Consider the following 22,602-nt stretch of genomic DNA (forward strand, 5'->3'; position numbering starts at 1 on the left):
TTAGTACCCTCCGCATCCGCCGCACAGGCAGTTGAGACACATCAGGCTGGTACAGCAGTCGCAGGCGTCCATGCCGCCCCCGTATCCGTAGGGACGGTATGCCTGCCCGCCGTTCTGCATCATGGCCAGCGCCTGGCGGTACTCCCCGTTTGTGGGGTCCATGCGGCAGGCCATCTGATAGTGCTGCATGGCCTCGTCCAGCCACCCCTTCCGGTAGGCGATGCTGCCCATCAGGAAGTGCCACTCCCCGTTCTGGGCGGGCGCGGTGCGCAGCAGCTGCTCCGCCCGGCCCAGGTCGCCTAGGTTGATGGCCTGCCGGGCCTGCTGGTACACGCTCCCGCCGGAATAGGACTGCTGCTGATAGCTGCTCTGCTGTCGCTGGTAGCCGGCATTGGAGGCATTGTACCCGCCCCCTCCGGCGCGCTGCTTCGTGATCTGGTCGTAGGCCTCGTTGATCTCTTTCATCTTCTCCTCCGCCAGATCGGCCAGAGGATTGTTCTGATAGTTGTCCGGATGGTACTTCCGGGCCAGCTCCCGGTATGCGCGCTTGATCTCGTCGTCACTGGCAGTGGGCTCCACGCCCAAAACACGGTAGGGATCCGTCATCTGTCCATTCTCCTATGCATGCAAGAATTCCGTCGGCCCGCTCCGTCGGATGGGGCAAAGACGCTCCGCTCCATGGCGGGAAGGCCAAAGTAAAGGATATTTTCTAAAATTCCGCTCCAGTCGCCCGCCTCCAGCAGCGCATATGCGGATACTGCCAGGTTTCTGGAGTGAAGCAAGGTCCGCGCGATCTCCTCCCGGTGGTCCTGTGCCCCGTCCGGGAAGCGCTTCAAGATGGGGTTATACTGTCCGGACTGCCGGTCCTCCTCCAGGTCGTCCCAGGCGTCCAGCAGATAGATCCACCGCCCCACATGGTAGAGCAGCTGCTCCATCGCCCGGTCCCGCGCCGGACGCCCCGTTTTCGGCCCGGCGGCCGACAGGATGCGGGCGAAGGTATCGGCCGTCCGGTCCAGCGAGGGGGACTGCTCCCGCTCCAGTACATGGAGCTCTTCCAGGCAGTTCTCCACGGTCTCCGCAAAGCCCGGGCAGGCGCGCTGTGCTCTCCGGTAGGCCGGACGCAGCAGGCGGGATAAGATCCGGCTTCCCTGCCGCTGCCAGAAGGAGCCGTCCAGTACACCGTCCCGCAGCTTCCAGTAGGTGAGAATCACGCTCTCATCGGCGGCCAGATCCATCATCTCATGCCGGGGCGTACAGGATTTCCGGCATACCCACAGCCGTGCGGGACAGCGGCACCGGCTCCGCTCTCTCCGGCCCAGATCGGGCAGGAGCAGCATAGCCAAAAAGGTAAAGTCATAGTTGAGGAACATCCGGGCCAGAAAGCCATGGCGGCGGCCCATGGTGTCACACAGACCGCAGTAGGCCTCCCGGTACCGCTCCCACTCCCATACCCGCAGCTCCGTCCGCACCGGCCTGACATATCCAAACATCGCTTCTGTCTCAGTCCAGGATAGCGGTGATCCGGAAGGAGGTAAGCCGGCGGCGCTTGACCACGCTGTTGGCATAGACCGCAACCGCGATCCCCACAAAGAAGCCCAGCCCGCCCAGCGCAATGGAGACAGATTCCACATGTGCAATCATACGCCCCACGGCATAGAGCAGGAAAAAGAGGATCAGCGGCACCAGATAGACGATGGCCGCGATGCTGAGCACCTGTTTTGTCTCACTCTCTACCTGTACCGTGTCCCCCGCCCTGGCGTGGAGCGGATTAAAGGCCATGGCGGTCACTTCGCTCTGTACCAGCATCTCGCTGCATCCGCCTCCGCACTGGGAGCAGTCATGCCCGCAGGCCGATTTCCGCTTCACAGCGATCTCTGCCACGGTGTCGCTGACCACCCGATTTACTCTTGCGATCTGTTCCATATCTAACCTCTTATTACCTAGTTGCTGTGTGGGACGGACGCATTGCGCCCGTCCCACCGTGTTTCTCGTATGCTTCTTTAATTACGCCGCAGATTGACGACCACTTTGTAGTCTCCGCCGACGACGCCCACGCTGCTGCTGCCGTCCAGATAGACCGTGGCGTTCACCGTCTGGCTGCCCGGTCCGGCATCCTTCAGATCGGCCACCACCCGCAGCTGGGACGGGATCACCGCATTCACGGCCTCTTCCTCCCCGCGGATCTGCACCAGGCAGGAGAGAGTCACCTTCTCCGGCGTATATCCCTCCGGCACATTGATGAAGTTGATATTGTCCACTTCCAATGTGCGGGTGGTCAGTCCGGTGATCTTGACCGTCACGGTGGCCTCCGTCACGCCGCTGACATTTTCCAGATGGGTGCCCACGTCGATGGGGAAGGTGATCGTGTTCTGATCAAAAATCGTCTGAAGGTCGATCTGGCCCAACACGATCTTGGTCACGGAGTCCAGCGCTTCCTCATCTCCGGAAACGGTAATGGTCTCCGGCTCAATGTGGACCTCTGCGTTGTCCGCAGTGGCGCCGCCTCCGGGCAGGATATCCACAGTCAGCGGGATCTCCTTGAGCTTCACCACCGGGAGGGTCACGTCCACCATGTCCACATTGGTGGTCAGTCTCAGCGCCTTGGCATCCAGCACCTGTCCGTCAAAGCCGATCAGCTGGAAGGGCATGGTTCCGGTAAAGGTGGCGGAGAGCGGCTCGTCCTCCCGGGTGACCGTCACGAGGGCATAGTCGACCTGGTTGACATTTTCCTCCTCGCCGCTGACCGTGATGCTGCCCGGCGTGATGGAGAATTCGCCCCGCTGGAAGCCGTCGGCCACCTCGCCGTTGAAGACGCCGCGCACCTCAACCTGCCGGTCCGAGCGGCGGGCCACGGTGTAGGAGATATTCTGTACATTACCCACCACGCTGTAGCTGATCTGGCTGACGCTGCTGGGCGTGTTGAGCTGATAGCCCGTGGTATAGGAGCCCGGAGCGGTGATCTTGGAGACATCCACCACTGCGGTGACTGCCCCCTTCTCAGACAGCTTCATGGCCACGCTCCGGGTAGATTTGATCTCCAGAGTGATGGTCTGCTCCGCGCCCTCCGAGATCATCAGGCCGCGCTCCTCCAGGGTCTCCACATTGGTGAAGGTCACGGGAATGTTGCGGATCGTGTTGATCTCCTCCCGGCCCTCTCCGCTGCCTACATAGAGCCAGAGAAAGATGGCCAGCAGCAGAGACAGTACGATATAGAGCCACTTACTCTCCCTTATGTTCTCCATCACGCTGACCTCCTTTCATGGCTTTCAACAGGTTGAAGAGCTTGAAGCGCTGGCTCTCATCCTCCTCATTCTTGGGAAGGAGCTCATTGCGCAGCAGCCGCTCCAGCGTCTCCGGGGCCAGATGGCGCTTGAGCATTCCGCCCACCGCCACCGAGATGGAGCCGGTCTCCTCCGAGACGATGGCCACCACCGCGTCCGAATGTTCGCTGGCGCCGATCCCGGCCCGGTGGCGCATGCCCAGATCCCGGGACAGGTTCACATTTCCAGAGAGGGGCAGCACGCATCCGGCGCCCACGATCCGCCCGTTGCGGACGATGACCGCGCCATCATGGAGGGGCGCCTTGTTCCAGAAGAGGTTCTTCAGCAGCTCACTGCTCACCGAACAGTCCAGCGAAGTGCCGGTCTTGATGGAGTCGTCAAAGAGATTTTTCCGCTCAAAGACCATGAGCGCGCCCGTCTTGCTCTTGGAGAGAGAGGCATAGGCCTCCACCGTCTGCTGGATGGCATGCTCGATCTCATCCGGCGCCTCTGCTTTCCCAAAGACATTTCCCAGGCGGCTGTTGCCCACCTGCTCCAGCATCTTCCGGATCTCCGGCTGAAAGAGCACCACCAGAGCCAGAACGCCCCACTCTACCGTCTTCCCCAGGAAGTAGTTCACCGTATTCAGTTTCAGCAGCTGTGAAAGCCACAGGGCCGCCAGAATCAGAACGACTCCCTTGGCCACCTGGCCGGAGCTGCTCCGCCGGATCAAAATGATCACCCGGTAGATGATAAAGGCCATGATGCCGATATCAATAAAATCGGTGACGTGGATCAAACGGAGATAATTGAGGACAACCTGCATAAACTGGTATAGATGTTCCATTTCCCACTACTCCCCATGTCGAACGCATGGTGTGCGCCCTGTGCTCACCCGATCGTTCACACAAACATACCGGGCCCTTTAACTTCATTATTATACTGTCTTTCCGCAATATTGGCAAGAAGTAAGGCCGGGAATCTTTTAGTTCTTTCGGTCTGTTTACAAATAATTTTCAATTTATTCACAGCATTTCCGACCCATCCCGCCTATTTTCGCAGGATGGGGCCAATTCTCCCCATCACGCCTCTCTTTAGCGTGATATCAATCCGATCATGACAGGAAAGGAGCTCCAAGCCGCACCGGGCCTGGAGCTCCCCTTTTAAACCGCCTGTGCCCCATTTCGCCGGATCTCCCGCAGCATGTGGGCGAATCGCCGGATCTCCGATTCCATGGTGAAGGCGGAAACACTCATCCGTATGGTCCCGGTCTCAAAGGTACCGGCGGTGCGGTGGGCCAGCGGCGCACAGTGGAGTCCGGCGCGCACAGCCACGCCCCGCTTCCCCAGCACTTCTCCCACCTGTTCGCACTCCATCCCTTCCATACACAGGGAGAGCACGCCGGTTTGCAGTCCCGGGTCGGGAGAGGCATAGAGGGTCACCCCGTCCATCCCCCGCAGCAGCTGGACCGCGGTGCGGATCATGCGCTCCTCGTGGGCGCGGATCCGGCCGATCCCGGTCCGCTTCACGAAGCGCAGTCCCTCCAGCAGTCCGGCAATGCCGGGCATGTTGTGGGTCCCCGCCTCCAGGCGGTCTGGCAGGACCTCGGGCATACCCGGCAGCGCCGAGGCGCTGCCCGTTCCGCCCTCCAGAAGGGTGTTCACATCCTCCCGGGCGCAGAGCAGCAGTCCGGTCCCCTGGGGGCCATAGAGGCCCTTGTGTCCCGGTATGGCGACAAAGTCCGCCCCCAGCTCCTTGCAGGAGATGGGGATCACTCCGGCCGACTGGGAGGCATCCAGTACAAACGGGACTCCCCTCTCCCGGCAGATGGCCGCGATCTCGTGCACCGGCAGCACATAGCCAAACACATTGGACACGTGGGTGCAGACGACTGCCGCAGTCCGGTCGGTGATCGCCTCTTCCATCTGCCGCAGCAGGACCTCGGGCCGGAAGAGCGGGGCCTGCGCCACCAGTGTCTCCGCGCCGAGGGCCACCAGCGGCCGGGTCACGGCATTGTGCTCATAGCCGGAAATGACCACCCGGTCTCCGGGATGCACCAGGGTTTTGATGGCCAGATTGAGGGCATGTGTGGCATTGCTGGTGAAAATCACCCGTTCCGGGTGCTCCGGCATGTCAAAGAGCTCCGCCGCAGCCATCCGGCAGGCAAAGGCCGTGTCCGCCGCCCGTTGGGCCGGGCGGTAGCCGCCCCGCCCGGGGGTGGTCATGGTATGGACCGCCTGTGCGACGGCCCTTGCGACGGTGTCCGGCTTTTGGAGCGTGGTGGCAGCACTGTCCAGGTAAATCATAGCAGCACCTCTTTATAGCTGCCGTCGCTCTCCATAATAAAGACCCGCTTCGGCCCCAATCCCGCTTGGACCAGGATGCGCAGGGCGTCGGACAGGTTTCGTTGTGCCACCTTGACCGAGTATCCGCATCCCTCTCCGGCAATCACTTTCGGCGAACGCAGGATATGCGCCGTAATGCCTACCCGCTCCAACACAGCGGCTGTCCGCTGCGCATAGGTCAGGGAACGGCAGACGATAAGATAATAGACCATGGTTCAAACGCTCCTCTCGCCCCATCGTATGCCGAGGCGGGAGGTGCGGTTCCATGGTTACTCCTCCAGCAGCGCCACCGCGTGAGCGGCCATACCCTCGCCGGCGCCGGTAAAGCCCAGCCCCTCTTCCGTGGTGGCCTTGACGTTGACCCGATCCTCCCCGATTCCCATACGCTTGGCCAGATTGGCGCGCATCTGGGGAATGTGGGGGGCCAGCTTGGGCCGCTGGGCCAGGATCGTGGCGTCCACGTTGCCCACCCGGTATCCTTTCCCGCGCAGCATCTCCATGACCCGGTCCAGCAGCACTAGGCTGTCCGCGCCCTCATAGGCCGGATCGCTGTCCGGAAAGGCATGGCCGATGTCCCAGAGCCCCGCGGCCCCCAGGAGCGCGTCCATCACCGCATGGGTCAGGACATCCGCGTCCGAGTGGCCCAACAGCCCCCGCTCATAGGGGATCTCCACCCCGCCCAGGATGAGGCGGCGTCCCTCCACCAGTTTATGTACATCATAACCATGTCCGATTCTCACAGCTTCTCCCTCCACTCCAACAGCGCCTCCGCCAGGACCAGGTCCTCCGGCGTGGTGATCTTCAAATTCGTATAGTCCCCTCCGGTCAGAGAGACTTTCATCCCGATCCGCTCCACCGCGGAGCAGTCGTCCGTGAGGGCGGCCCCCTCCTCCAGCGCCTTGGCCAGCGCGCCCCGGATCAGCGCGCCATCAAAGACCTGGGGCGTCTGCACTGCAAAGAGCTCTGAGCGGTCGGGCGTCCGTTCCACGATCCCTCCGACTGCCTGCTTGATGGTGTCCTTGACCGGCACCGCGGGGGCCGCCGCGCCGCACTCCTCCGCCTTGCGGATGACCTCATCCAGCACCGCCTGGCTGACCAGGGGACGGGCCCCGTCGTGAATGGCGATGAGCTCGGCCTCCTCGCTGGCCTCCCGGATGCCCCGCAGCACGGATTCCGCCCGGCTGGCACCGCCCACGACCACCGATTTGATCTTGGTAAATCCACCCTCCCGGCAGAGCTGGCTGATGGGCACGATCAGATCCTCCCGGGTGACCACCACGATCTCCTGGATACGGGGGCAGCTGTCCAGTGCGCGCAGCGTGTGCATCAGGACCGGCACATCCCCCAGCGTAAGCAATATCTTATCCTGTCCCCCCATGCGGGTGGAGGATCCGGCAGCCGGGACTACCGCGGTACAAAAGGCCTGCTGTTCCCGGTTTCGCTTCAGCAACCGTTTGAGCCATTCTGCCATGTTCGTTTCCTTCCTTTCCTCTGCCGGCCACAAGAAAAGGAGCCCGAAGGCTCCCTCTTGCTCGATGGGTCCACGCTGTCGCCGTCTCTCCCATCTTATTATGCCAGGGCAGAATCAATGCGGGCCTCTACCGCTTCATAACTGGAATTCTGGGAGAGGACGATCTCCGAGATCAGGATCTGTTTGGCCGAGTGGAGCATCTTCCGCTCCCCGGTGGAGAGGCCGCGCTCTCCGTCCCGGCGCACCAGTCCCTTTACCACCCTGGCAACCTCCAGGAGGTCGCCGCTTTTCAGCCGCAGCATATTCTCCCGATAGCGCCGGTTCCAGTTGGAATCCATCTCCACGTCCATGCTGGGAATGGCCGCGATCACACGGTCTGCCTCTTCCCCCTCCACAATGGGACGTACACCGATCTCCTCACTGTTGTGCGTCGGGATCATAACAAGCATCCCATTCAGAGGAAGCTTTAAGATGTAGTATTCCCGCAGCACTCCGTTGACCTTCTTCTGCACGATACTGTCAATGACACCAGCACCATGCATTGGATGGACGATTTTATCGCCTACCTGAAACATGATCCCACCTCCCAAACCGTTTGAGCCTGTGAATGATTCTCACGTTGTTTGCCAATTTCGGTATGGGGCTTGTTCCCTGCGTCGGAGACAGCCCATAATACTAATTGTATTATAGACCATTTCCCCGCCTTTTGCAAGGAAAATGAGCAGTTTTCAAAAAAAAGCAGCCCACTTTTGTTCAAAGTGAGCTGCTTTTATCAGATAGAGAAATTACTCAGCGGAGCCGTCCTCATCCTCAGCGGCATCGGCCTGCTCGTCCAGCAGAGCACGGATGGACAGAGACACCTTCTTGTTCTCGAAGTCGATGTCGGTGACCTTCACGTCCACCATCTGGCCCTCGCTCAGCACGTCGCCGGGCTTCTCGATGCGGTGATCGGCGATCTGAGAAATGTGGATCAGGCCGTCCACGCCGGGGACGATCTCGGCAAAGGCGCCGAAGGTCATCAGCTTGACCACCTTGACGTTGGCCACGGAGCCCACATCATAGGTAGCGGTGAACTTGGCCCAGGGATCCTCGGTGCGGTCCTTCATGCCCAGGGAGATCTTCTTCTTCTCCTTGTCAGCGGCGATGACATAGACCTCGACGGTGTCGCCCACCTTCACCACCTCGGAGGGGTGCTTGATGCGGCTCCAGGAGAGCTCGGAGATGTGGACCATGCCGTCCACGCCGCCGATGTCCACAAAGGCGCCGTAAGAAGTCAGGGACTTCACAACGCCGGTGTAGCGCTTGCCTTCCTCGATCTCCTCCCACACCTTAGCGGCCTTCTCGGCGCGCTCGGCAGCGGCCACGGCGCGGATGGAACCCACCACGCGGCGGCGGGCACGGTTGACCTCGGTGATGCGGAGACGGACATGCTGCTTGACCAGCTCGGTCATGGCCACATCGCGGGCCAGGCCGGTCTGGGAAGCGGGCACGAACACGCGAACGCCCTTGACGCTCACGACCACGCCGCCCTTGTTCTCCTCGGTGACGACGCCCTCGACCACAGTCTGGTCGTCCTTGGCCTGCTCGATATCGTCCCAGCTCTTGACGGTATCCAGGCGCTTCTTGGACAGGGTGACAACACCCTCCTGATCGTTGACACGCATGACGTAGGTCTCGATCTCGTCGCCCACCTTCACAATGTCCTCGACCTTTACAGTGGGATCGTCGGTCAGCTCAGACACCGGTATGTAACCGGCATGCTTGGTACCCAGATCGACGTAGATCTCGGTGGGCGTAATGCCAGTGACGACGCCGGTAACCTTCTCCCCTGTATTTAAAGTTTTGATCGACTTCTCCAGCATTTCAGCAAAGGATTCTTCGATCTCCATGTTTTCTGCGCTCATTTTGTCATAGACCTCCTTTATAATCCACCCGGGTGTCGACGCGCCCGCGGTGATTCCTATAGAAGCCTTCCCGTACAGGTTGGAAGGTTCCAGTTCCTCCGCCCGCTCGATCCAGCAGACCGTCGGGCAGAGTGCCGCGCAAAGCTCCGTGAGGCGCCTGGTGTTGGAGCTATCGCGGCCGCCGATGACGATCATCGCGTCATTTTGGGCCGCCAACTCCTGGGCCTCACTCTGCCGTTTGCACGTAGCATTACATATTGTATCAAAAATTTTTAAATTTGTACACTCTTTTTTTGCTTTTTCTACGCACAAATTCCACTTCTTTTGGGTCGAGGTGGTCTGGGAAACCATGGTGATGGGCTGCGTACGCAGCTCCGGATGCTCCCTCAGCCAGTTTTCCAGCGCGTCCGGACCGGAGAGCACCACCGGATTGCGGCACCAGCCGGCGATGGCCTCCACCTCCGGATGGGTGGGCGTGCCGATGATGACCGGGATGCGCCCCTCCTCCTCTGCCTGGGAGACCAGGCGGTGGATGTGGGAGACGTTGGGGCAGGTGGTATCAATGATCTCTGCCCCCCGCTCCTGCAAGCGTTCATAGACCGCCCGGCCCTCCCCGTGGGAGCGGATGATAACGGCCGCGCCCGTGGGCACCTCCTCCACGCTGTGGACGACCTGCACGCCGGCCTTCTCCAGCTGCTCGATCACGCTTCCGTTGTGGATGATATGGCCCAGCATCACGCAGGGGCGGCCCGACTGGGCAGCCTCCTCCGCCATGGTCACCGCCCGGCGCACGCCATAGCAGAAGCCCGCGGAGCGGGCCAGTGTCAGCCGGCTCATCTGGCCTGCGCCTCCAGCGCACGGATCCGCGCCATCAGATCGGCGGTGATGGCCTCATACTCCTCCTGGGTCCCCTTGCGGGTGGCGACGGTGGGCGTGAAGGCCTCCCCGATCACCACCGGCGTGCGGCGGAACCAGCGCTTGTGCTCCGGCACGTAGACCGGCAGGATAGGAACGCCGCACCGCACCGCCAGCATGGCGGCGCCCGCCTTGGGCTGGCTCACGTCGCCCCGGCTGGAGCGGACCCGGGTCCCCTCGGGGAAAATCAGCACCTTCTCGCCCTCCCGCAGGTACTTCATGGCCTGCTTGATGGCGCCGATGTCGCTCTTTCCCCGGTCCACGCCGAAGATGCCTGCCTTGCTCAGCAGCCATCCGATCACGGGGATGCGGATCAGCTCGATCTTTGCCATGGCCCGGATCTGGTGCTTGAGACGGAAGGCATAGCAGAGGAAGAGCGGATCACTGTCACTGGTGTGATTGCAGCAGATCATAACCGCGCCGTCGGGGATGTTCTCCCGTCCGATCACCTTTCCGGGGTGGACCAGATTGAATACGGGATAGACGAGACAATAGAGAAAGGTATACCAGCCTCTCACAGACCCACCCCCGCTCTCACCACGCCCAGGAGCTGCCGGAAGCTCTCCTCCAGGGTGTTGCCGGTGGTATCCACCGCAATGGCGTCCTCCGCCTGGCGCAGAGGAGCCGCCGCACGCTGGGTGTCTTTTTCGTCCCGGGCGATGATGTCCCGCAGCACGGTGTCAAAGTCGGTGTCGGTCCCCCGCTCGGTCAGCTCGGCATACCGCCGCCGGGCGCGGTCCTCCGCCGTGGCGGTGAGGAAGATCTTCACGTCCGCGTCGGGCAGCACCACGGTGCCGATGTCCCGTCCGTCCATGATCACATTCTGACGGCGGGCCAGATCCCGCTGCATGTCCATCAGGAAGGCCCGCACCTCCGGGATGGCGGACACGCCCGAGGCATACCGGGAGACTCTAGGCTCTCGGATGGCCGTGCTCACATCCTCCCCGTCCAGGTACATGTGCTGTAAGCCGTCCTCCCCGTGCCGCAGGTCGATGGCGACCTGCCCCAGCAGCGCGATCACGCCGCTGCTGTCCTCGGCATCCACGCCGTGGCGCAGGGCCGCCAGCCCCAGCGTACGGTAGATAGCCCCGGTATCCACATAGAGATAACCCATGGCCTCAGCCAACCGCCGGGCCAGGGTGCTCTTTCCCGCACCGGAGGGGCCGTCGATGGCAATGCTTTTGTATCCCATACTTATTCTGCTCCTTCTTCCAAAAACTGAGCCGCCCCTTCTCCCGCGGCTCGACCGGTAGACCAGGCGATCTGGAGGTTGAAGCCGCCCGTGTAGGCGTCCACATCCAGCAGCTCTCCCGCCAGGTAGAGGCCCGGCAGGCGCTTGGAGGCCATGGTGTGGGGGTCCACCTCCGACACCTTCACGCCGCCGGAGGTGATGATGGCCTCCGCCAGCGGCCGCGGCCCGGCAATGTCGATCCGGAAGCCCTTGAGCTCCTCCAGCAGCCGCCGGCGCTGGGCCTTGGTGATGGAGTGGGCCTTGGTGTCGCCGGGGATCCCGGACCGCTCCACCATCACCGGCACCATCAGGCGGGGCAGCAGCCCCTCCAAAACATTGTGAAAGTCCTGATTGGCCCGCTCGGCGAAATCCCGCAGCAGCCGCTGCTCCAGCTTTTCCTCGTCCAGGGCCGGCTTGAGGTCGATGATCACCTGGTAGTGGTCCTTTTCAAAGTCCCGCATATGGGCGCTTGCGCTGAGGATCAGCGGGCCGGAGAGCCCGAAGTGGGTGAACAGCAGCTCCCCCTGCTCGGCATAGATCACTTTTTTCTTCTGGTTTTTGACCTTGACCGCCACATTGCGCAGGGAGAGGCCCTGCATCCGGCGGCAGTCCTCCCCCTCCGCCACCAGCGGGACCAGCGAGGGCTTGGGCGGCACGATGGTGTGCCCCACCGCTGCGGCCATCTCATAGCCGTCCCCGCTGGAACCGGTGAGCGGATAGGAGGCTCCCCCGGTGGCCAGAATCACCGCCCGGGCGGAGTAGGATCCGTGCTCCCCCTTGACCCCGGAGATCCGTCCTTCCTCATCGGTCAGCAGGCGGACGGCCCGGTCCTCCACCAGGCTCACCCGCTTCCGCCGCAGCGCCTGAAAGAGCGCGTCGATGATGTCTGCGGCCCGGTCGCTCTGGGGAAAGATCCGGTTTCCCCGCTCGGTCTTGAGCGGGACACCCAATCCCTCAAAAAACGCCTTCACGGCCTCCGGCGGGAAGCGTGTGACGGCGCTCATGAGAAATTTGGGATTGCGGGGCACGTGCTGAAGAACCTCCGGGACCGAGCAGTCATTGGCTACGTTGCACCGCCCCTTCCCGGTGATGTACAGCTTGCGGCCGACTTTGGCGTTGCGCTCCAGCAGGAGCACGGAACACCCCCGGTCCGCGGCGGCCAGCGCGGCCATCATGCCTGCCGCGCCGCCGCCGATTACAATCATATCACTGGTCAAAAGGAATCCTCCACCTTTTCATATACCTCGTACTCGTCCCAGATCTTCTCCAGGACTCCAAAGGTCTCCGAGAGATCGCTGTTCTTTCTCCGGCCCAGCGCCACGATGAGGGCGTTGACCAGACTCAGGGGGGCCACCAGCGAGTCTACAAAGGAGGCCATATCGCTCTTGGCCATCAGGGTGTGGGTCGCAATGGCGGTGAGGGGCGAGGTCTCGCTGTCCGTGATGGCCACCACCTGGGCCCCCCGGTCCCGGGCAAATTCCATGGCCTTGACGGTGCGTCTGGAGTAGCGGGGGAAGCTGATCCCGATGATCACATCCCGGGGCCCGATGCGCAGTAGCTGCTCAAAGACCTCACTGACCGAGGTACTGTGGATATGGACCACGTCCTCGAAGATCAGGTTGAAGTAGAAGGCCAGGAAGCTGGCAATGGCCGACGCCGAGCGGACGCCGAGGATGTAGATGCGCCGTGCGGACACAATGGCGTCCACTGCCCGGTCAAAGCTGTCCCGGTCCACCTCCTCCAGCGTCATGCGGATCTTCTCCACATCGGACTGCATGACCATGGAGAGGATGTCCTGGTTTCCGATGCGGTCGTTGGACACCTCGATGCGCTGGATGGAGGTGAGTTTATTGCGGATCATCTCCTGAAGAGCCTTCTGCATGGCGGGATAACCGTCATAGCCCAGCTCGGCGGCAAAACGGACCACCGTGGACTCACTGACGTTGACCGTCTTTCCCAGCTTGCTGGCCGTCATGAAAGCCGCTTTGTCATAGGAGTCCAGAATAAAGCGCCCGATCAGCTTCTGGCCCTTGGAGAAGGTATTCATATTTGTCTGGATGATGGACAAGATATCTTTTGACATGAGAGCGTATCCTCCCGATCTGCCGCCCAGGCGGGGGCTGCGTTTCCTTTTATCCTATAATCATACCGGGAAGTCTCTGGAATTGCAAGACCCGTTCTGCAAGTTTTCACTTCATTCTTGCAAATCCGCTCCGCCGCGGCGCAGCGCATCCAGCTCGCCGGGGGTCAGCTTTCTCCACCGGCCCGGGAGCAGGTCGCCCAGGAGCACCTCTCCCTCCCGTACCCGGCAGAGGCGGCGCACTTCCAGCCCGGCCAGGGCGCACATCCGCCGCACCTGCCGGTTGCGCCCCTCGTGGATGGTCACGGAGAGCACACTCTCCTCCTTTTCCCGGCGGAGGAACCGCACCTGGGCCGGATGGAGGGGCACCCCGTCCAGCTCCAGCGGGCCCCGTAATACCGGGATCCCCCGCTCCACATCCCCCGTCACCCAGACGTGGTACTCTTTTTCCACCTCATGGCTGGGATGCAGGAGCTGATGGGTGAGCGCGCCGTCATCCGTCAGGAGCAGCAGCCCCTCCGAATCCAGGTCCAGCCGGCCCACCGGCCAGACCCGGGCCCCGCACCCCTTGACCAGATCGGCCACCGTCCTGCGCCCCTTCTCATCCGACAGGGTGGTCACAAATCCCCGGGGCTTGTACAGCATCAGATAGGTCCGCTCCTCCGGCGCGCGCAGGGGACGCCCGTCCACGCGGATGTCATCCCGCTCCGGGTCGGCCTTCTCCCCCAGCTGTGCCTTTCTGCCGTTCACGGTCACCCGTCCGGCCTGTATGTATGCCTCCGCCCCCCGCCGGGATACCACTCCGGAGGCGGACAGGATCTTTTGCAGGCGTTCTTCCAAACTCACTCATCCCCTGTTCTCTGTTGCATTTGTGCAAAGGACGGTCCCGCAGGCATCTGCCTGCGGGACCCACAGGAGGGGTACACCTTAAAAGAGTACCCGCTCCATCCAGATCTCCGGCTCGGGAATGGGCGCCGAGGCCGTCTCCCCCTTCCACAGATCCTGAAGGCGGGAGAAGAGACCGCCGCTTCCCGCCCGATCGTCCTCTACGCTCTGGCCATAGACCAGATAGGTGCTTCCAATGGGCTCCCCGTCCAGGGAGAAGCAGAGCTCTCCGGCAATGGCCCCCTGCTCTACCGGCGCCTCCACCGTGTCCGGGAGCACGATGCGGACCTTGACCCGCTCGGCCTGGGTCAGCGGGTAGGAGACCTCACCATAGGTCACCACCGGCACATACCGCTTCAGGCTCCCCTCCACCGGGATACGGGTAAACTCCTTGCCCGCGCGGGCCAGAAGTTGTCTCGGATAGGTCTCAAATCCATAGTCGAAGAGGGCCGCGTGGTCCTCCCAGTCATTGCGGTCAAAGAGGGTCACCGCGATGAGCGTCTGTCCGTCCCGCTCGGCCGCGGACACCAGCGTCCGCCCGGCCAGATCGGTATATCCCGTTTTCAGGCCGATGCAGCCCTCATAGCGCCAGAGGAGCTTGTTGTGGTTGACCAGGCTCCGCTCCCCCACCGTGATGGTCTTGGTGGAGACGATCTCCCGCAGCTTCTCATTGGCAAGGCACACCTGGGCCAGCCGCGCCATATCCCGAGCAGTGGAGTAGTTTCCCTCGTCCTCCAGCCCGTTTGGGTTGGAAAAATGAGTATGTTCCATGCCCAGATCCCGGGCCCTCCGGTTCATCCACTCCACAAAGGTCTCCACATCCCCAGCGCAGCCCCCCGCAACGGCCAGCGCGGCGTCGTTGCCCGAGGAGAGCATCAGGCCGTAGAGCAGTTCTCGCAGGGTGAGCTCCTCCCCGGCCCGGAGATACATGGAAGAACCTCCCGCAGTGGTCCACTCCGGCTGCACTTTGATCACGGTCTCCAGATCCGGCGTGGATTCCAGCGCCACCAGCGCGGTCATCAGCTTGGTGGTGCTGGCAATGGGCCGCTCCTCCTCCGCCTGGTAGGCATAGAGGACCCGCCCCGATTCCGCATCCATCAAAATAGCGGATTTTGCGGAGAGTGTGGGCGTCGCAGCACCCGCCGGGCAGACTCCGGCCAAAACCGCAAGCCACAATACCAGCGCCCAGACCCGTTTCATATCTGCCATCACCTCGCATCTGAATCGATGATGGCAGTATGCCCTCCGCGTCCGGGCATTATACGTGCCCGCTTGGCTCTTAGAAGGTCTCCTGGTCGGCCGCCTTCTTCTCCTTCTGCTGGTCAATAAAGGTGGTGACACGGTCCACCAGCTCAGGCACCAGCTCTACCACACGGTCGGCGGTGTTGGAGGCCGGCGGATCCACCGGCAGGAGCTTGACCATGTCCCCCTTCAGGATCAGGAAGGAGACCGGCGTCACCTTGACGCTGGCACCGCCGCCGCCCCCGAAGGCATTCTCCCCCTCCGGCTTTTGATGCTTGGTGGCAAATTCACTGCCGCCCGAGGCAAAGCCCACGCTGATACGGGAAACAGGGATGATGGTCACGCCATCCGCCTGAATGGGGGTGCCGATCACGGTGTTGGCATCCACCATCTCCTTGATCTTCTGCATGGTCTGCCCCATGAAATCGCTGATCTTAGTTTCCATACTTTACCGCCTCTTTCTGTTGAGGGCCCTTGTTTGACATCAAACCGCCCGTTGTTTCCTTCCAGACTTTCCAAGCCGCATACCCACACCAGAGGCCAAACCCGATCAGCTGGCCCAGGGTCATGGACAGGGCCAGCGTCAGCCGCACCTCTGTGTTCTCCCGCGCAAAGTCCACCGCTGTGCGGACTCGATTGTCCTTACACCGGAAATTTTGCTCCAAAACCGGCAGGATTATCCCACAGCTTGCGTTCACTCGTCCAAATGCCATGGCCGTATCGCCCGGATCCTCGCCGCCCAGAAGCACATCCAGATGAAATACATCGATGCGGATCCGCCGGCGCAGCTTTCCGGCCGCCTCCCCGATGAGGGGCAGCACCCGCTTTACCAGATCCAACACCCGATCCGCAGTCCAGGGCGGCCCGGGCTCCTTCGGTTTTTTCGGTTTCTTCGGCCGGGCCTTCCGTTCTTTTTTCGAAACCCGGTCGGGCTCGTTCTTCTTTTTCCGGGGATAGAGACGAATGGGCACGCCGCCCACACGCAGCCATATCCCCACCTCTCCGGGATGATAGCGGACCTCCCCGCCCAGGCGCAGCTGTCCCAGGAGGAAAAGGGCCAACACGACCGCCCCGGTGATCCAAAGACCATTCAATCCTCCATCGCCCCGCTCTCCGCCTGCGTGCGCAGAAGCGCAAGCCGTTCCTGCAGGGCACGGGCCGCCTGGCCCTCTTCCGTGGAGACCTGGGGCAGCTCGGGCAGATCCTCCAGCGTAGAAAGCCCAAAGGAGCGCAGGAAGGTCTGGGTCGTCCGGTACTGAATGGGACGTCCGGGAACGGCCAGCCGTCCGCAGGGCTCGATCAGGTCCCGGTCGGCCAGCTGGCTGACCGTATAGGCGCTGTCCACCCCCCGGATCTGGTCGATATAGGCCCGGGTGATGGGCTGAAAATAGGCCACGATGGAGAGCACCTCCAGGGCCGTCTGGGACAGCTTGGGCGGCCGCCGTCCCTCCAGCGCTTTTCGGATGACCGGCGCATGCTCGGGCGCCGAGCAGAGCTGATAGCTCTCCCCCAGCTGCACCAGGCGCAGGCCGCAGCGGTCATACCGGTAGCGGTCGGCCAGGGCTCCGCACAGGGCGTCGATCTGTTCCCGGCTCATCTCCAGAGCCAGACAGAGCCGCTCCGCCGGCACCGGCTCTCCGGCGGCAAAGAGGATGGCCTCCACCGCCGCTTCCAGTTCCTTTCGTTCCATGGCCACCTCCTTGGTTTACGGCTCCTGCTGCGCCTTTGTTTCTTCTTCCCCGGGTGCGGACAGGACGGGGGCGACGGTACAGCGCCGGTCCGTCCCGGTGAGCAGCAGGCGGCGGGCCTTGCACAGCTCCAGCACGGCCAGGAAGGTGGCCACCACCTCCGAACGGCTCCGGCTTCCCCGGAACAGGGCGAGAAAATGGGTCACCCCGCTGTGCAGAAGACGGCGCAGCAATTCTCCGGCCTTGTCGGCCACCGGGTAGGGCTCCCGCCCCACAATGCCCTCAAAGGCCGCCATGGGCGGCGTCCGCTTCTGTTCGCTCCGGCTCAGGACCGGGAGAAGGGCACGGTATAATTCTTCCTTCTTATGGGAGTAATGATACATCCGATCCTCCGGAAGACGCTCCGGAGGCTTGGTCATGTAATCCTGCCCCACCTTCCACCCCTGCTCCAGCTGGGGCAGGACCGCTTTGATGCGGGCATAGTTCTCATGGCTCTGGTGCTCCTCCAGGGAGGCCATCAGCGCTTCCATCTCGGACAGGGCCTCCTCGTCCTGGATGGAAAGGAGCATTCTGGTCTTGATGAAAATGAGCTGGGCCGCCATCTGGACAAACTCACTGGCGATCTCCAGATCCAGCTCTTTCCGGCGCTCCATCCACTCCAGATATTGCTCCAGAATGAGGGAAATCTGAATATCCCGGATCTCCATGCGGTTCTTGCTCAACAGATGGAGGATCAGGTCCAGGGGTCCGGTAAAGTCCTCCCGCTCCTCCGAGCGGGACTTCACCACCCCCTCCAGATGGTAAATGGGGCTGTCCACGCCGTCCGCCCCCTAACCCAGCAGCATCCGGAAGGGCGCGCTGGCCGCCCGGGCCAGCCAGTCCAGCACCCCGTCGCGGGCCCACACCAGGCCCCCGTCCAGCGCCCCGCTCCACAGGACCACCACCAGGAGCAGCATTCCGATCCGCTCATAGCGGAGAATGGTATAGTAGATCCGATCCGGCAGCAGCGCTCCCAGCACCTTGGAGCCGTCCAGCGGCGGAACAGGAATCAGATTGAAGAGGCCCAGGCCGACGCTCAGGATGGCGACAGTAGCCAGAAAATCAATGACCCAGATCAAGAGCACACTCTCCGCCTCGACCTGGTATCCCACCGTGATCAGAAGCGCCCGCAGGCACAGGGCCAGATAGGCCAATACAAAGTTGGAGACCGGCCCCGCCAGGGCGGTCAGGGCCATGCCGCTCTTGGGGTGCTTGAAATAGCGCATGTCCACCGGGACCGGCTTGGCCCAGCCGAATCCGGCCACCAGCATCATCAGCGCGCCGAAGGGGTCGATGTGGCGCAGCGGATTGAAGGACAGCCGGTGCATCCGCTTGGCGGTGGGGTCCCCCAGCAGATAGGCGGCCAGTCCGTGGCAGGTCTCATGGACGGTGAGACACAGGAGCACGGCCAGGATCTGCACCAGCATCCACAGCATTCCCTGCCAGTCCAGATGATGAAAGAAATCCGAAAAACTTACCACTAATCCGCCCTCCTGCAGCTATCCGGTCCTGTCTTCCCCCCGGTGGGGAGAACGGACCGTCCCGTAGACCTCATTATACCAAATCCCCCTGCAAAACACAAGGCGGCCCCTCTGCTCCGCCAAAAGGGGGAGCCCACCCGTCTCTTCGGGCAGACTCCCCCTCGTTTTCCTGCGGAGCACGGTGCTCCCACAGCGTTATACCACGTGGTTGCGCAGGACTCCGATCCCTTCGATCTCGACCTCCACCACATCGCCCGGGTGCATGGTACCCACGCCGGCCGGGGTTCCGGTGGTCACCACATCCCCCGGCTCCAGGGTCATGGAGGCCGTGATGAAGGCCAGCAGCTCCGGAATCTTGTGCATGAACTGGGCAGTCCGGCCCTGCTGCACGACCCGGCCGTTGAGCCGGGTCTGGATGGCCAGGTCGCTCCCGTCCACCTCGTCCGTGACGATGGGGCCCACCGGAGCAAAGCCGTCCATGCTCTTTCCCCGGGTCCACTGCCCGTCGCCCTTTTGGATATCCCGGGCGGTCACGTCGTTCAGACAGGTGTAACCCAGGATGTAATCTGCAAAGTCTTCTTCCTTTACATCCTTTGCGCGGCGGCCGATCACGACGGCCAGCTCTCCCTCATATTCCAGGCGCTGCACAAAATCAGGCGCGTGGAGGGGCCCCTCCGGGCGATTGAGGGTATTGGGCGCTTTCAGGAACAGGATGGGCCGCTCCGGCACGCCCTCCCCCATCTCGATGGCATGATCATAGTAGTTCTTGCCAATGCACACGATCTTGGTGGGTTCGCAGGGGGCCAGCAGGCGGCAGTCCGCCAGCGGAAGGCTCTCTCCATCGTAGCAGATGCCCTCATAGGGTGCGCCGGTCAGCGTGCGGACCAGTTCTCCCTGGAGCACGCCCCAGACCGGAGTCCCGGCGCGGTCAATGCGCACATACTTCACTTACATGCCCTCCTGGTGGTCCAGAATGGCATCGAGCAGAGCCGTCCGCCCTTCTCCCTTCTCAGCCGAAAAGGGAATTACCTTTACAGATTCGTCCAGTTCCAGAGTCTCCCGGACCCGCTGGAGATTGGGCTCGATCTCGCTCTTTTTCAGCTTGTCCAGCTTGTTTGCCACCACCACGAAGGGGCGGCCGCTCTGCTTGAACCAGTCGGCCATCACGCAGTCGTCAGCGGTGGGCTTGTGGCGGGAGTCCACGATCAGGACCCCGAGGGTCATCAGAGTCTGGTCGGCAAACCAGCTCTCGATCAGACGGCCCCAGCGGGCCTTCTCCGCCTGGGAGACCTTGGCATAGCCGTAGCCGGGCAGGTCCACCAGATAGAGCTTCTTATCGATGAGGAAGTAGTTGATATGGGTGGTCTTGCCCGGTGCGGAGCCCACCCGCGCAAAATTCTTGCGGTTGAGCAGCTTGTTGATCACCGAGGACTTCCCTACATTGGATCGCCCCGCAAATACCACCTGGGGCAGCATGTCACGGGGAAAATCAGCCGCCTTTGCGGCCGAGCGGATAAACTCCGCGTTATTCAAATTCAGCGGCATAGCGCGCCCCTTTCTCGTGTTCCCCGCCGGAGCACGCTCCGGCGGGGAACCGTCTGTTTACTGATGGATGGAGATTCCACCCGCGGCCGGGGACGCCTCCGCCGGGGCCTCCGGCAGCTGCCCGGCCCCCTGTGTGACATCCAGCCCCAGGGCGTAGGCCAGCACCGCATCCACCTGCTCGACCGGCAGGAAGTGCAGCGCGGCGCGCACGGTCTGGTCGATCTCCTCCAGATCCTTCTCGTTCTCCGCCGGCAGGATCACCGTACGGATGCCGTTGCGCAGAGCGGCCATGGTCTTCTCCTTCAGGCCGCCGATGGCCAGCACCCGGCCCCGCAGCGTCACCTCGCCGGTCATAGCCAGCTCCCGCCGCACCGGTGTGTTGGTCAGGGCCGAGACCATGGCAGTGGTAATGGCAATGCCCGCCGAGGGGCCGTCCTTGGGTACCGCCCCCTCCGGGAAGTGGACATGGATGTCCTTCTTCTGGTAGAAGTCGGCCTCGATGCCCAGGCGGTCCGCACGGCTACGGATGTAGGAATAGGCCGCGTGGGCCGACTCCTTCATCACGTCGCCCAGGTTGCCGGTCAGTTCCAGCTTGCCGGAACCGGGGACCACATTGACCTCCACTTCCAGCAGCTCACCGCCCACACTGGTCCAGGCCAGGCCGTTGACCACGCCCACCTGCTCGGTTCTGGGCAGGCGCTCCGGGTGATAGCGGCGGATACCCAGGAACTCCTCCACATTGTCTCCTGTAATGCTAACAGACTTTACACCGTCTGATACGACACGCATTGCGACCTTTCGGCACACAGCACCCAGCTTCCGCTCCAGGATACGCACGCCCGACTCCTTGGTATAGCCGGTAATGATCTCCCGCAGGGCGCCGTCGGTGAGCTTGAGCTGGCTCTTCTTCAGTCCATGGCGCTTGAGCTCCTTGGGGAGCAGGTGTCGCTTGGCGATCTGGAGCTTCTCCTCGTCGGTGTAGCTGGACAGCTCGATCACTTCCATCCGGTCCAGCAGGGGCCGCGGGATGGTGTCCAGCGTGTTGGCCGTGGTGATGAAGAGGACGTCGGACAGGTCGTAGGGCACCTCCAGGAAATGGTCCCGGAAGGTGCTGTTCTGCTCCCCGTCCAGCACTTCCAGCAGGGCATCGGCCGGGTCGCCCCGGTGGTCGGAGCCCAGCTTGTCGATCTCATCCAGCAGCAGCAGCGGATTGGAGCTGCCCGCCTGCCGGATGCCGGCGATGATGCGCCCGGGCATGGCGCCGATGTACGTCTTCCGGTGTCCTCGGATCTCGGCCTCATCGTGGACGCCGCCCAGCGAGATCCGGGCCAGCTTCCGGTTCATAGCCTTGGCCATGGACATGGCGATGGAGGTCTTGCCCACGCCGGGCGGGCCCACCAGGCAGATGATCTGCCCCTTCAGATCGGGGGCCAGCTGCTTGACGGCCACAAACTCCAGGATGCGCTCCTTGACCTTCTCCAGGCCGTAGTGGTCATTGTCCAGCGCCTTGCGCACGGCCTCCACATCGGCCCGCTCCTTGGTCTTTTTGTTCCAGGGAAGCTCCAGGCACACGTCCAGATAGTTCCGCAGGACGGTGGCCTCTGCCGAGCCAAAGGGCTGCTTTTCCAGCCGGCTGACCTCTTTCAGGAGCTTCTGGCTCACCTCTTCCGGCAGCTTTGCCTTCTCGATGGCCTGGCGGTACTCGGCGATCTCGCTGTCTCCTCCGGCCTCGCCCTCGCCCAGCTCCTGCTGGATGACCTTGAGCTGCTCCCGCAGGTAGTAGTCTCTCTGGTTGCGGTTCATGCCCTCCCGGACCCGGTTCTGCATGTCCAGCTCCAGCTCCAGCACCTCCAGCTCCTGGCGCAGCTGCCGGAAGAGCTTCTCCAGCCGGCGGACCGGCCGCAGCTCCTCCAGGATGGACTGCTTGTCCCCGGTACGCATGACGATGTTCTGTGCGATGTAGTCGGCGATGTAGCCCGGGTCCTCGCTGGAGATCAGGTTGAGCAGCAGATCGGGGGTCATTTTGGGGGCCAGCTCCACATAGCGCTCGAAGAGCTCATAGGTCTGCCGGATCAGGGCCTCGGTCTTGGCGGAACCACGCACCGGCTCCTCCGGTACGATCTCCTCCACCTCGGCGGCCAGATAGGGGGTCAGCTGGGTCAGCCGGTGCATCCGGCCCCGGGCTGCGCCCTCCACCATGACACGGACGTTGTCGCCCGGCAGGCGGAGGATCTGCCGGACATTGCAGATGGTGCCGATCCGGCACAGATCCTTCTCCTTGGGGGACTCCACCGCGATGTCCCGCTGGGCCACCAGGAAGATGGGCGTTCCGCTGGTCATCGACTCGTCCAGCGCCTTGACGGAGATCTCACGTCCCACGTCAAAGTGCAGCATCATATTGGGAAATACCGTCATGCCGCGCAGCGCCAGCGCCGGCAGCGTCACGGTCTGAATCTCTTTCTCCTGTTCACTCATGATCATTCACTTCCTTTCTGGAAGACAGCAATATGCATAAC

25 protein-coding genes are annotated in these 22,602 nt (G+C 62.5%); all 25 read right to left on the reverse strand.

What is annotated here, in order from left to right; all coding sequences use genetic code 11:
* On the reverse strand, positions 1 to 606 hold the full coding sequence (locus tag INF37_RS04905) for a J domain-containing protein (protein WP_186963816.1): 606 nt from the start codon (positions 604 to 606) through the stop codon (positions 1 to 3).
* Complete coding sequence (locus tag INF37_RS04910; RefSeq protein WP_193536781.1) at positions 603 to 1,490, reverse strand: DUF5685 family protein; 888 nt, start codon at positions 1,488 to 1,490, stop codon at positions 603 to 605. Before INF37_RS04910 ends, INF37_RS04905 begins: the two co-directional genes overlap by 4 nt.
* Positions 1,491 to 1,500: 10 nt before the next feature.
* Entirely contained in the window at positions 1,501 to 1,923 is a 423-nt protein-coding gene (locus INF37_RS04915) for a SoxR reducing system RseC family protein (RefSeq protein WP_101693127.1), read from the reverse strand.
* 77 nt (positions 1,924 to 2,000) lie between these two features.
* Positions 2,001 to 3,242 (reverse strand): CdaR family protein, encoded by a 1,242-nt coding sequence (locus INF37_RS04920; protein WP_193536783.1) that lies wholly within the window; start codon positions 3,240 to 3,242, stop codon positions 2,001 to 2,003.
* Complete coding sequence (gene cdaA / locus INF37_RS04925) at positions 3,220 to 4,107, reverse strand: diadenylate cyclase CdaA (protein WP_101693129.1); 888 nt, start codon at positions 4,105 to 4,107, stop codon at positions 3,220 to 3,222. The genes INF37_RS04920 and cdaA overlap by 23 nt, the downstream gene beginning before the upstream one ends.
* A 316-nt stretch (positions 4,108 to 4,423) precedes the next feature.
* Entirely contained in the window at positions 4,424 to 5,566 is a 1,143-nt protein-coding gene (locus INF37_RS04930; protein WP_193536785.1) for an aminotransferase class V-fold PLP-dependent enzyme, read from the reverse strand.
* Positions 5,563 to 5,817, reverse strand: a complete 255-nt coding sequence (locus tag INF37_RS04935) for a DUF3343 domain-containing protein (protein ID WP_101693131.1) — start codon at positions 5,815 to 5,817, stop codon at positions 5,563 to 5,565. The genes INF37_RS04930 and INF37_RS04935 overlap by 4 nt, the downstream gene beginning before the upstream one ends.
* A gap of 57 nt (positions 5,818 to 5,874) precedes the next feature.
* Positions 5,875 to 6,345: a 2-C-methyl-D-erythritol 2,4-cyclodiphosphate synthase gene (ispF, locus tag INF37_RS04940; protein ID WP_193536787.1), complete on the reverse strand. Its 471-nt coding sequence runs from the start codon at positions 6,343 to 6,345 to the stop codon at positions 5,875 to 5,877.
* The gene (gene ispD, locus INF37_RS04945; protein WP_193536789.1) at positions 6,342 to 7,076 is read right to left on the reverse strand and encodes a 2-C-methyl-D-erythritol 4-phosphate cytidylyltransferase; all 735 of its coding nucleotides are present in this window, start codon (positions 7,074 to 7,076) and stop codon (positions 6,342 to 6,344) included. The genes ispF and ispD overlap by 4 nt, the downstream gene beginning before the upstream one ends.
* Before the next feature lie 98 nt (positions 7,077 to 7,174).
* Entirely contained in the window at positions 7,175 to 7,651 is a 477-nt protein-coding gene (locus INF37_RS04950) for a CarD family transcriptional regulator (protein WP_101693134.1), read from the reverse strand.
* 210 nt (positions 7,652 to 7,861) lie between these two features.
* On the reverse strand, positions 7,862 to 9,817 hold the full coding sequence (locus INF37_RS04955) for a bifunctional 4-hydroxy-3-methylbut-2-enyl diphosphate reductase/30S ribosomal protein S1 (protein WP_101693135.1): 1,956 nt from the start codon (positions 9,815 to 9,817) through the stop codon (positions 7,862 to 7,864).
* Positions 9,814 to 10,413, reverse strand: a complete 600-nt coding sequence (locus INF37_RS04960) for a lysophospholipid acyltransferase family protein (protein ID WP_101693136.1) — start codon at positions 10,411 to 10,413, stop codon at positions 9,814 to 9,816. Before INF37_RS04960 ends, INF37_RS04955 begins: the two co-directional genes overlap by 4 nt.
* A complete protein-coding gene (cmk, locus tag INF37_RS04965; RefSeq protein ID WP_193536791.1) occupies positions 10,410 to 11,087 on the reverse strand; it encodes a (d)CMP kinase in 678 nt (225 codons plus the stop codon). Before cmk ends, INF37_RS04960 begins: the two co-directional genes overlap by 4 nt.
* Before the next feature lie 2 nt (positions 11,088 to 11,089).
* Complete coding sequence (locus tag INF37_RS04970) at positions 11,090 to 12,331, reverse strand: BaiN/RdsA family NAD(P)/FAD-dependent oxidoreductase (protein ID WP_186963906.1); 1,242 nt, start codon at positions 12,329 to 12,331, stop codon at positions 11,090 to 11,092.
* A gap of 8 nt (positions 12,332 to 12,339) precedes the next feature.
* Positions 12,340 to 13,209 (reverse strand): MurR/RpiR family transcriptional regulator, encoded by an 870-nt coding sequence (locus INF37_RS04975; RefSeq protein WP_101693138.1) that lies wholly within the window; start codon positions 13,207 to 13,209, stop codon positions 12,340 to 12,342.
* A 111-nt stretch (positions 13,210 to 13,320) separates the two neighbouring features.
* Complete coding sequence (locus INF37_RS04980; RefSeq protein WP_193536793.1) at positions 13,321 to 14,046, reverse strand: pseudouridine synthase; 726 nt, start codon at positions 14,044 to 14,046, stop codon at positions 13,321 to 13,323.
* Positions 14,047 to 14,133: 87 nt separating this feature from the next.
* Positions 14,134 to 15,291 carry a D-alanyl-D-alanine carboxypeptidase family protein gene (locus INF37_RS04985; protein WP_193536795.1) on the reverse strand — a complete coding sequence of 386 codons (1,158 nt, stop codon included), beginning with the start codon at positions 15,289 to 15,291 and terminating at the stop codon, positions 14,134 to 14,136.
* Between the two features lie 79 nt (positions 15,292 to 15,370).
* Positions 15,371 to 15,778, reverse strand: a complete 408-nt coding sequence (gene ytfJ, locus INF37_RS04990; RefSeq protein WP_193536797.1) for a GerW family sporulation protein — start codon at positions 15,776 to 15,778, stop codon at positions 15,371 to 15,373.
* The gene (locus tag INF37_RS04995; RefSeq protein WP_193536799.1) at positions 15,768 to 16,427 is read right to left on the reverse strand and encodes a DUF2953 domain-containing protein; all 660 of its coding nucleotides are present in this window, start codon (positions 16,425 to 16,427) and stop codon (positions 15,768 to 15,770) included. The genes ytfJ and INF37_RS04995 overlap by 11 nt, the downstream gene beginning before the upstream one ends.
* Positions 16,424 to 17,023 carry an SMC-Scp complex subunit ScpB gene (gene scpB, locus INF37_RS05000; protein ID WP_193536801.1) on the reverse strand — a complete coding sequence of 200 codons (600 nt, stop codon included), beginning with the start codon at positions 17,021 to 17,023 and terminating at the stop codon, positions 16,424 to 16,426. The genes INF37_RS04995 and scpB overlap by 4 nt, the downstream gene beginning before the upstream one ends.
* 15 nt (positions 17,024 to 17,038) lie before the next feature.
* A complete protein-coding gene (locus INF37_RS05005) occupies positions 17,039 to 17,839 on the reverse strand; it encodes a segregation and condensation protein A (protein WP_328821030.1) in 801 nt (266 codons plus the stop codon).
* A gap of 12 nt (positions 17,840 to 17,851) precedes the next feature.
* Complete coding sequence (locus INF37_RS05010) at positions 17,852 to 18,541, reverse strand: site-2 protease family protein (protein WP_328821031.1); 690 nt, start codon at positions 18,539 to 18,541, stop codon at positions 17,852 to 17,854.
* A 195-nt stretch (positions 18,542 to 18,736) separates the two neighbouring features.
* A complete protein-coding gene (locus tag INF37_RS05015) occupies positions 18,737 to 19,489 on the reverse strand; it encodes a fumarylacetoacetate hydrolase family protein (protein WP_101693144.1) in 753 nt (250 codons plus the stop codon).
* Positions 19,490 to 20,086, reverse strand: coding sequence for a ribosome biogenesis GTP-binding protein YihA/YsxC (yihA, locus tag INF37_RS05020; RefSeq protein WP_101693145.1), 597 nt, complete (start codon positions 20,084 to 20,086; stop codon positions 19,490 to 19,492).
* 57 nt (positions 20,087 to 20,143) lie between these two features.
* On the reverse strand, positions 20,144 to 22,561 hold the full coding sequence (gene lon / locus INF37_RS05025; protein ID WP_193536803.1) for an endopeptidase La: 2,418 nt from the start codon (positions 22,559 to 22,561) through the stop codon (positions 20,144 to 20,146).
* Positions 22,562 to 22,602 lie beyond the last annotated feature (41 nt).

It is taken from the genome of Pseudoflavonifractor gallinarum, from assembly GCF_014982855.1.
Lineage (GTDB): Bacteria > Bacillota > Clostridia > Oscillospirales > Oscillospiraceae > Pseudoflavonifractor_A > Pseudoflavonifractor_A gallinarum.

What these genes read in the sequence shown, in the direction of transcription:
- INF37_RS04930 (WP_193536785.1), bottom strand. Translation starts at nt 5,566, where the DNA reads ATGATTTACCTGGACAGTGCTGCCACCACGCTCCAAAAGCCGGACACC.
- yihA (WP_101693145.1), bottom strand. Translation starts at nt 20,086, where the DNA reads ATGCCGCTGAATTTGAATAACGCGGAGTTTATCCGCTCGGCCGCAAAG.
- ispD (WP_193536789.1), bottom strand. Translation starts at nt 7,076, where the DNA reads ATGGCAGAATGGCTCAAACGGTTGCTGAAGCGAAACCGGGAACAGCAG.
- cmk (WP_193536791.1), bottom strand. Translation starts at nt 11,087, where the DNA reads ATGGGATACAAAAGCATTGCCATCGACGGCCCCTCCGGTGCGGGAAAG.
- cdaA (WP_101693129.1), bottom strand. Translation starts at nt 4,107, where the DNA reads ATGGAACATCTATACCAGTTTATGCAGGTTGTCCTCAATTATCTCCGT.
- INF37_RS04910 (WP_193536781.1), bottom strand. Translation starts at nt 1,490, where the DNA reads ATGTTTGGATATGTCAGGCCGGTGCGGACGGAGCTGCGGGTATGGGAG.
- INF37_RS04920 (WP_193536783.1), bottom strand. Translation starts at nt 3,242, where the DNA reads ATGGAGAACATAAGGGAGAGTAAGTGGCTCTATATCGTACTGTCTCTG.
- INF37_RS04905 (WP_186963816.1), bottom strand. Translation starts at nt 606, where the DNA reads ATGACGGATCCCTACCGTGTTTTGGGCGTGGAGCCCACTGCCAGTGAC.
- lon (WP_193536803.1), bottom strand. Translation starts at nt 22,561, where the DNA reads ATGAGTGAACAGGAGAAAGAGATTCAGACCGTGACGCTGCCGGCGCTG.
- ytfJ (WP_193536797.1), bottom strand. Translation starts at nt 15,778, where the DNA reads ATGGAAACTAAGATCAGCGATTTCATGGGGCAGACCATGCAGAAGATC.
- INF37_RS04935 (WP_101693131.1), bottom strand. Translation starts at nt 5,817, where the DNA reads ATGGTCTATTATCTTATCGTCTGCCGTTCCCTGACCTATGCGCAGCGG.
- INF37_RS04985 (WP_193536795.1), bottom strand. Translation starts at nt 15,291, where the DNA reads ATGAAACGGGTCTGGGCGCTGGTATTGTGGCTTGCGGTTTTGGCCGGA.
- INF37_RS04955 (WP_101693135.1), bottom strand. Translation starts at nt 9,817, where the DNA reads ATGAGCCGGCTGACACTGGCCCGCTCCGCGGGCTTCTGCTATGGCGTG.
- INF37_RS04970 (WP_186963906.1), bottom strand. Translation starts at nt 12,331, where the DNA reads ATGATTGTAATCGGCGGCGGCGCGGCAGGCATGATGGCCGCGCTGGCC.
- scpB (WP_193536801.1), bottom strand. Translation starts at nt 17,023, where the DNA reads ATGGAACGAAAGGAACTGGAAGCGGCGGTGGAGGCCATCCTCTTTGCC.
- INF37_RS04915 (WP_101693127.1), bottom strand. Translation starts at nt 1,923, where the DNA reads ATGGAACAGATCGCAAGAGTAAATCGGGTGGTCAGCGACACCGTGGCA.
- INF37_RS04950 (WP_101693134.1), bottom strand. Translation starts at nt 7,651, where the DNA reads ATGTTTCAGGTAGGCGATAAAATCGTCCATCCAATGCATGGTGCTGGT.
- INF37_RS04975 (WP_101693138.1), bottom strand. Translation starts at nt 13,209, where the DNA reads ATGTCAAAAGATATCTTGTCCATCATCCAGACAAATATGAATACCTTC.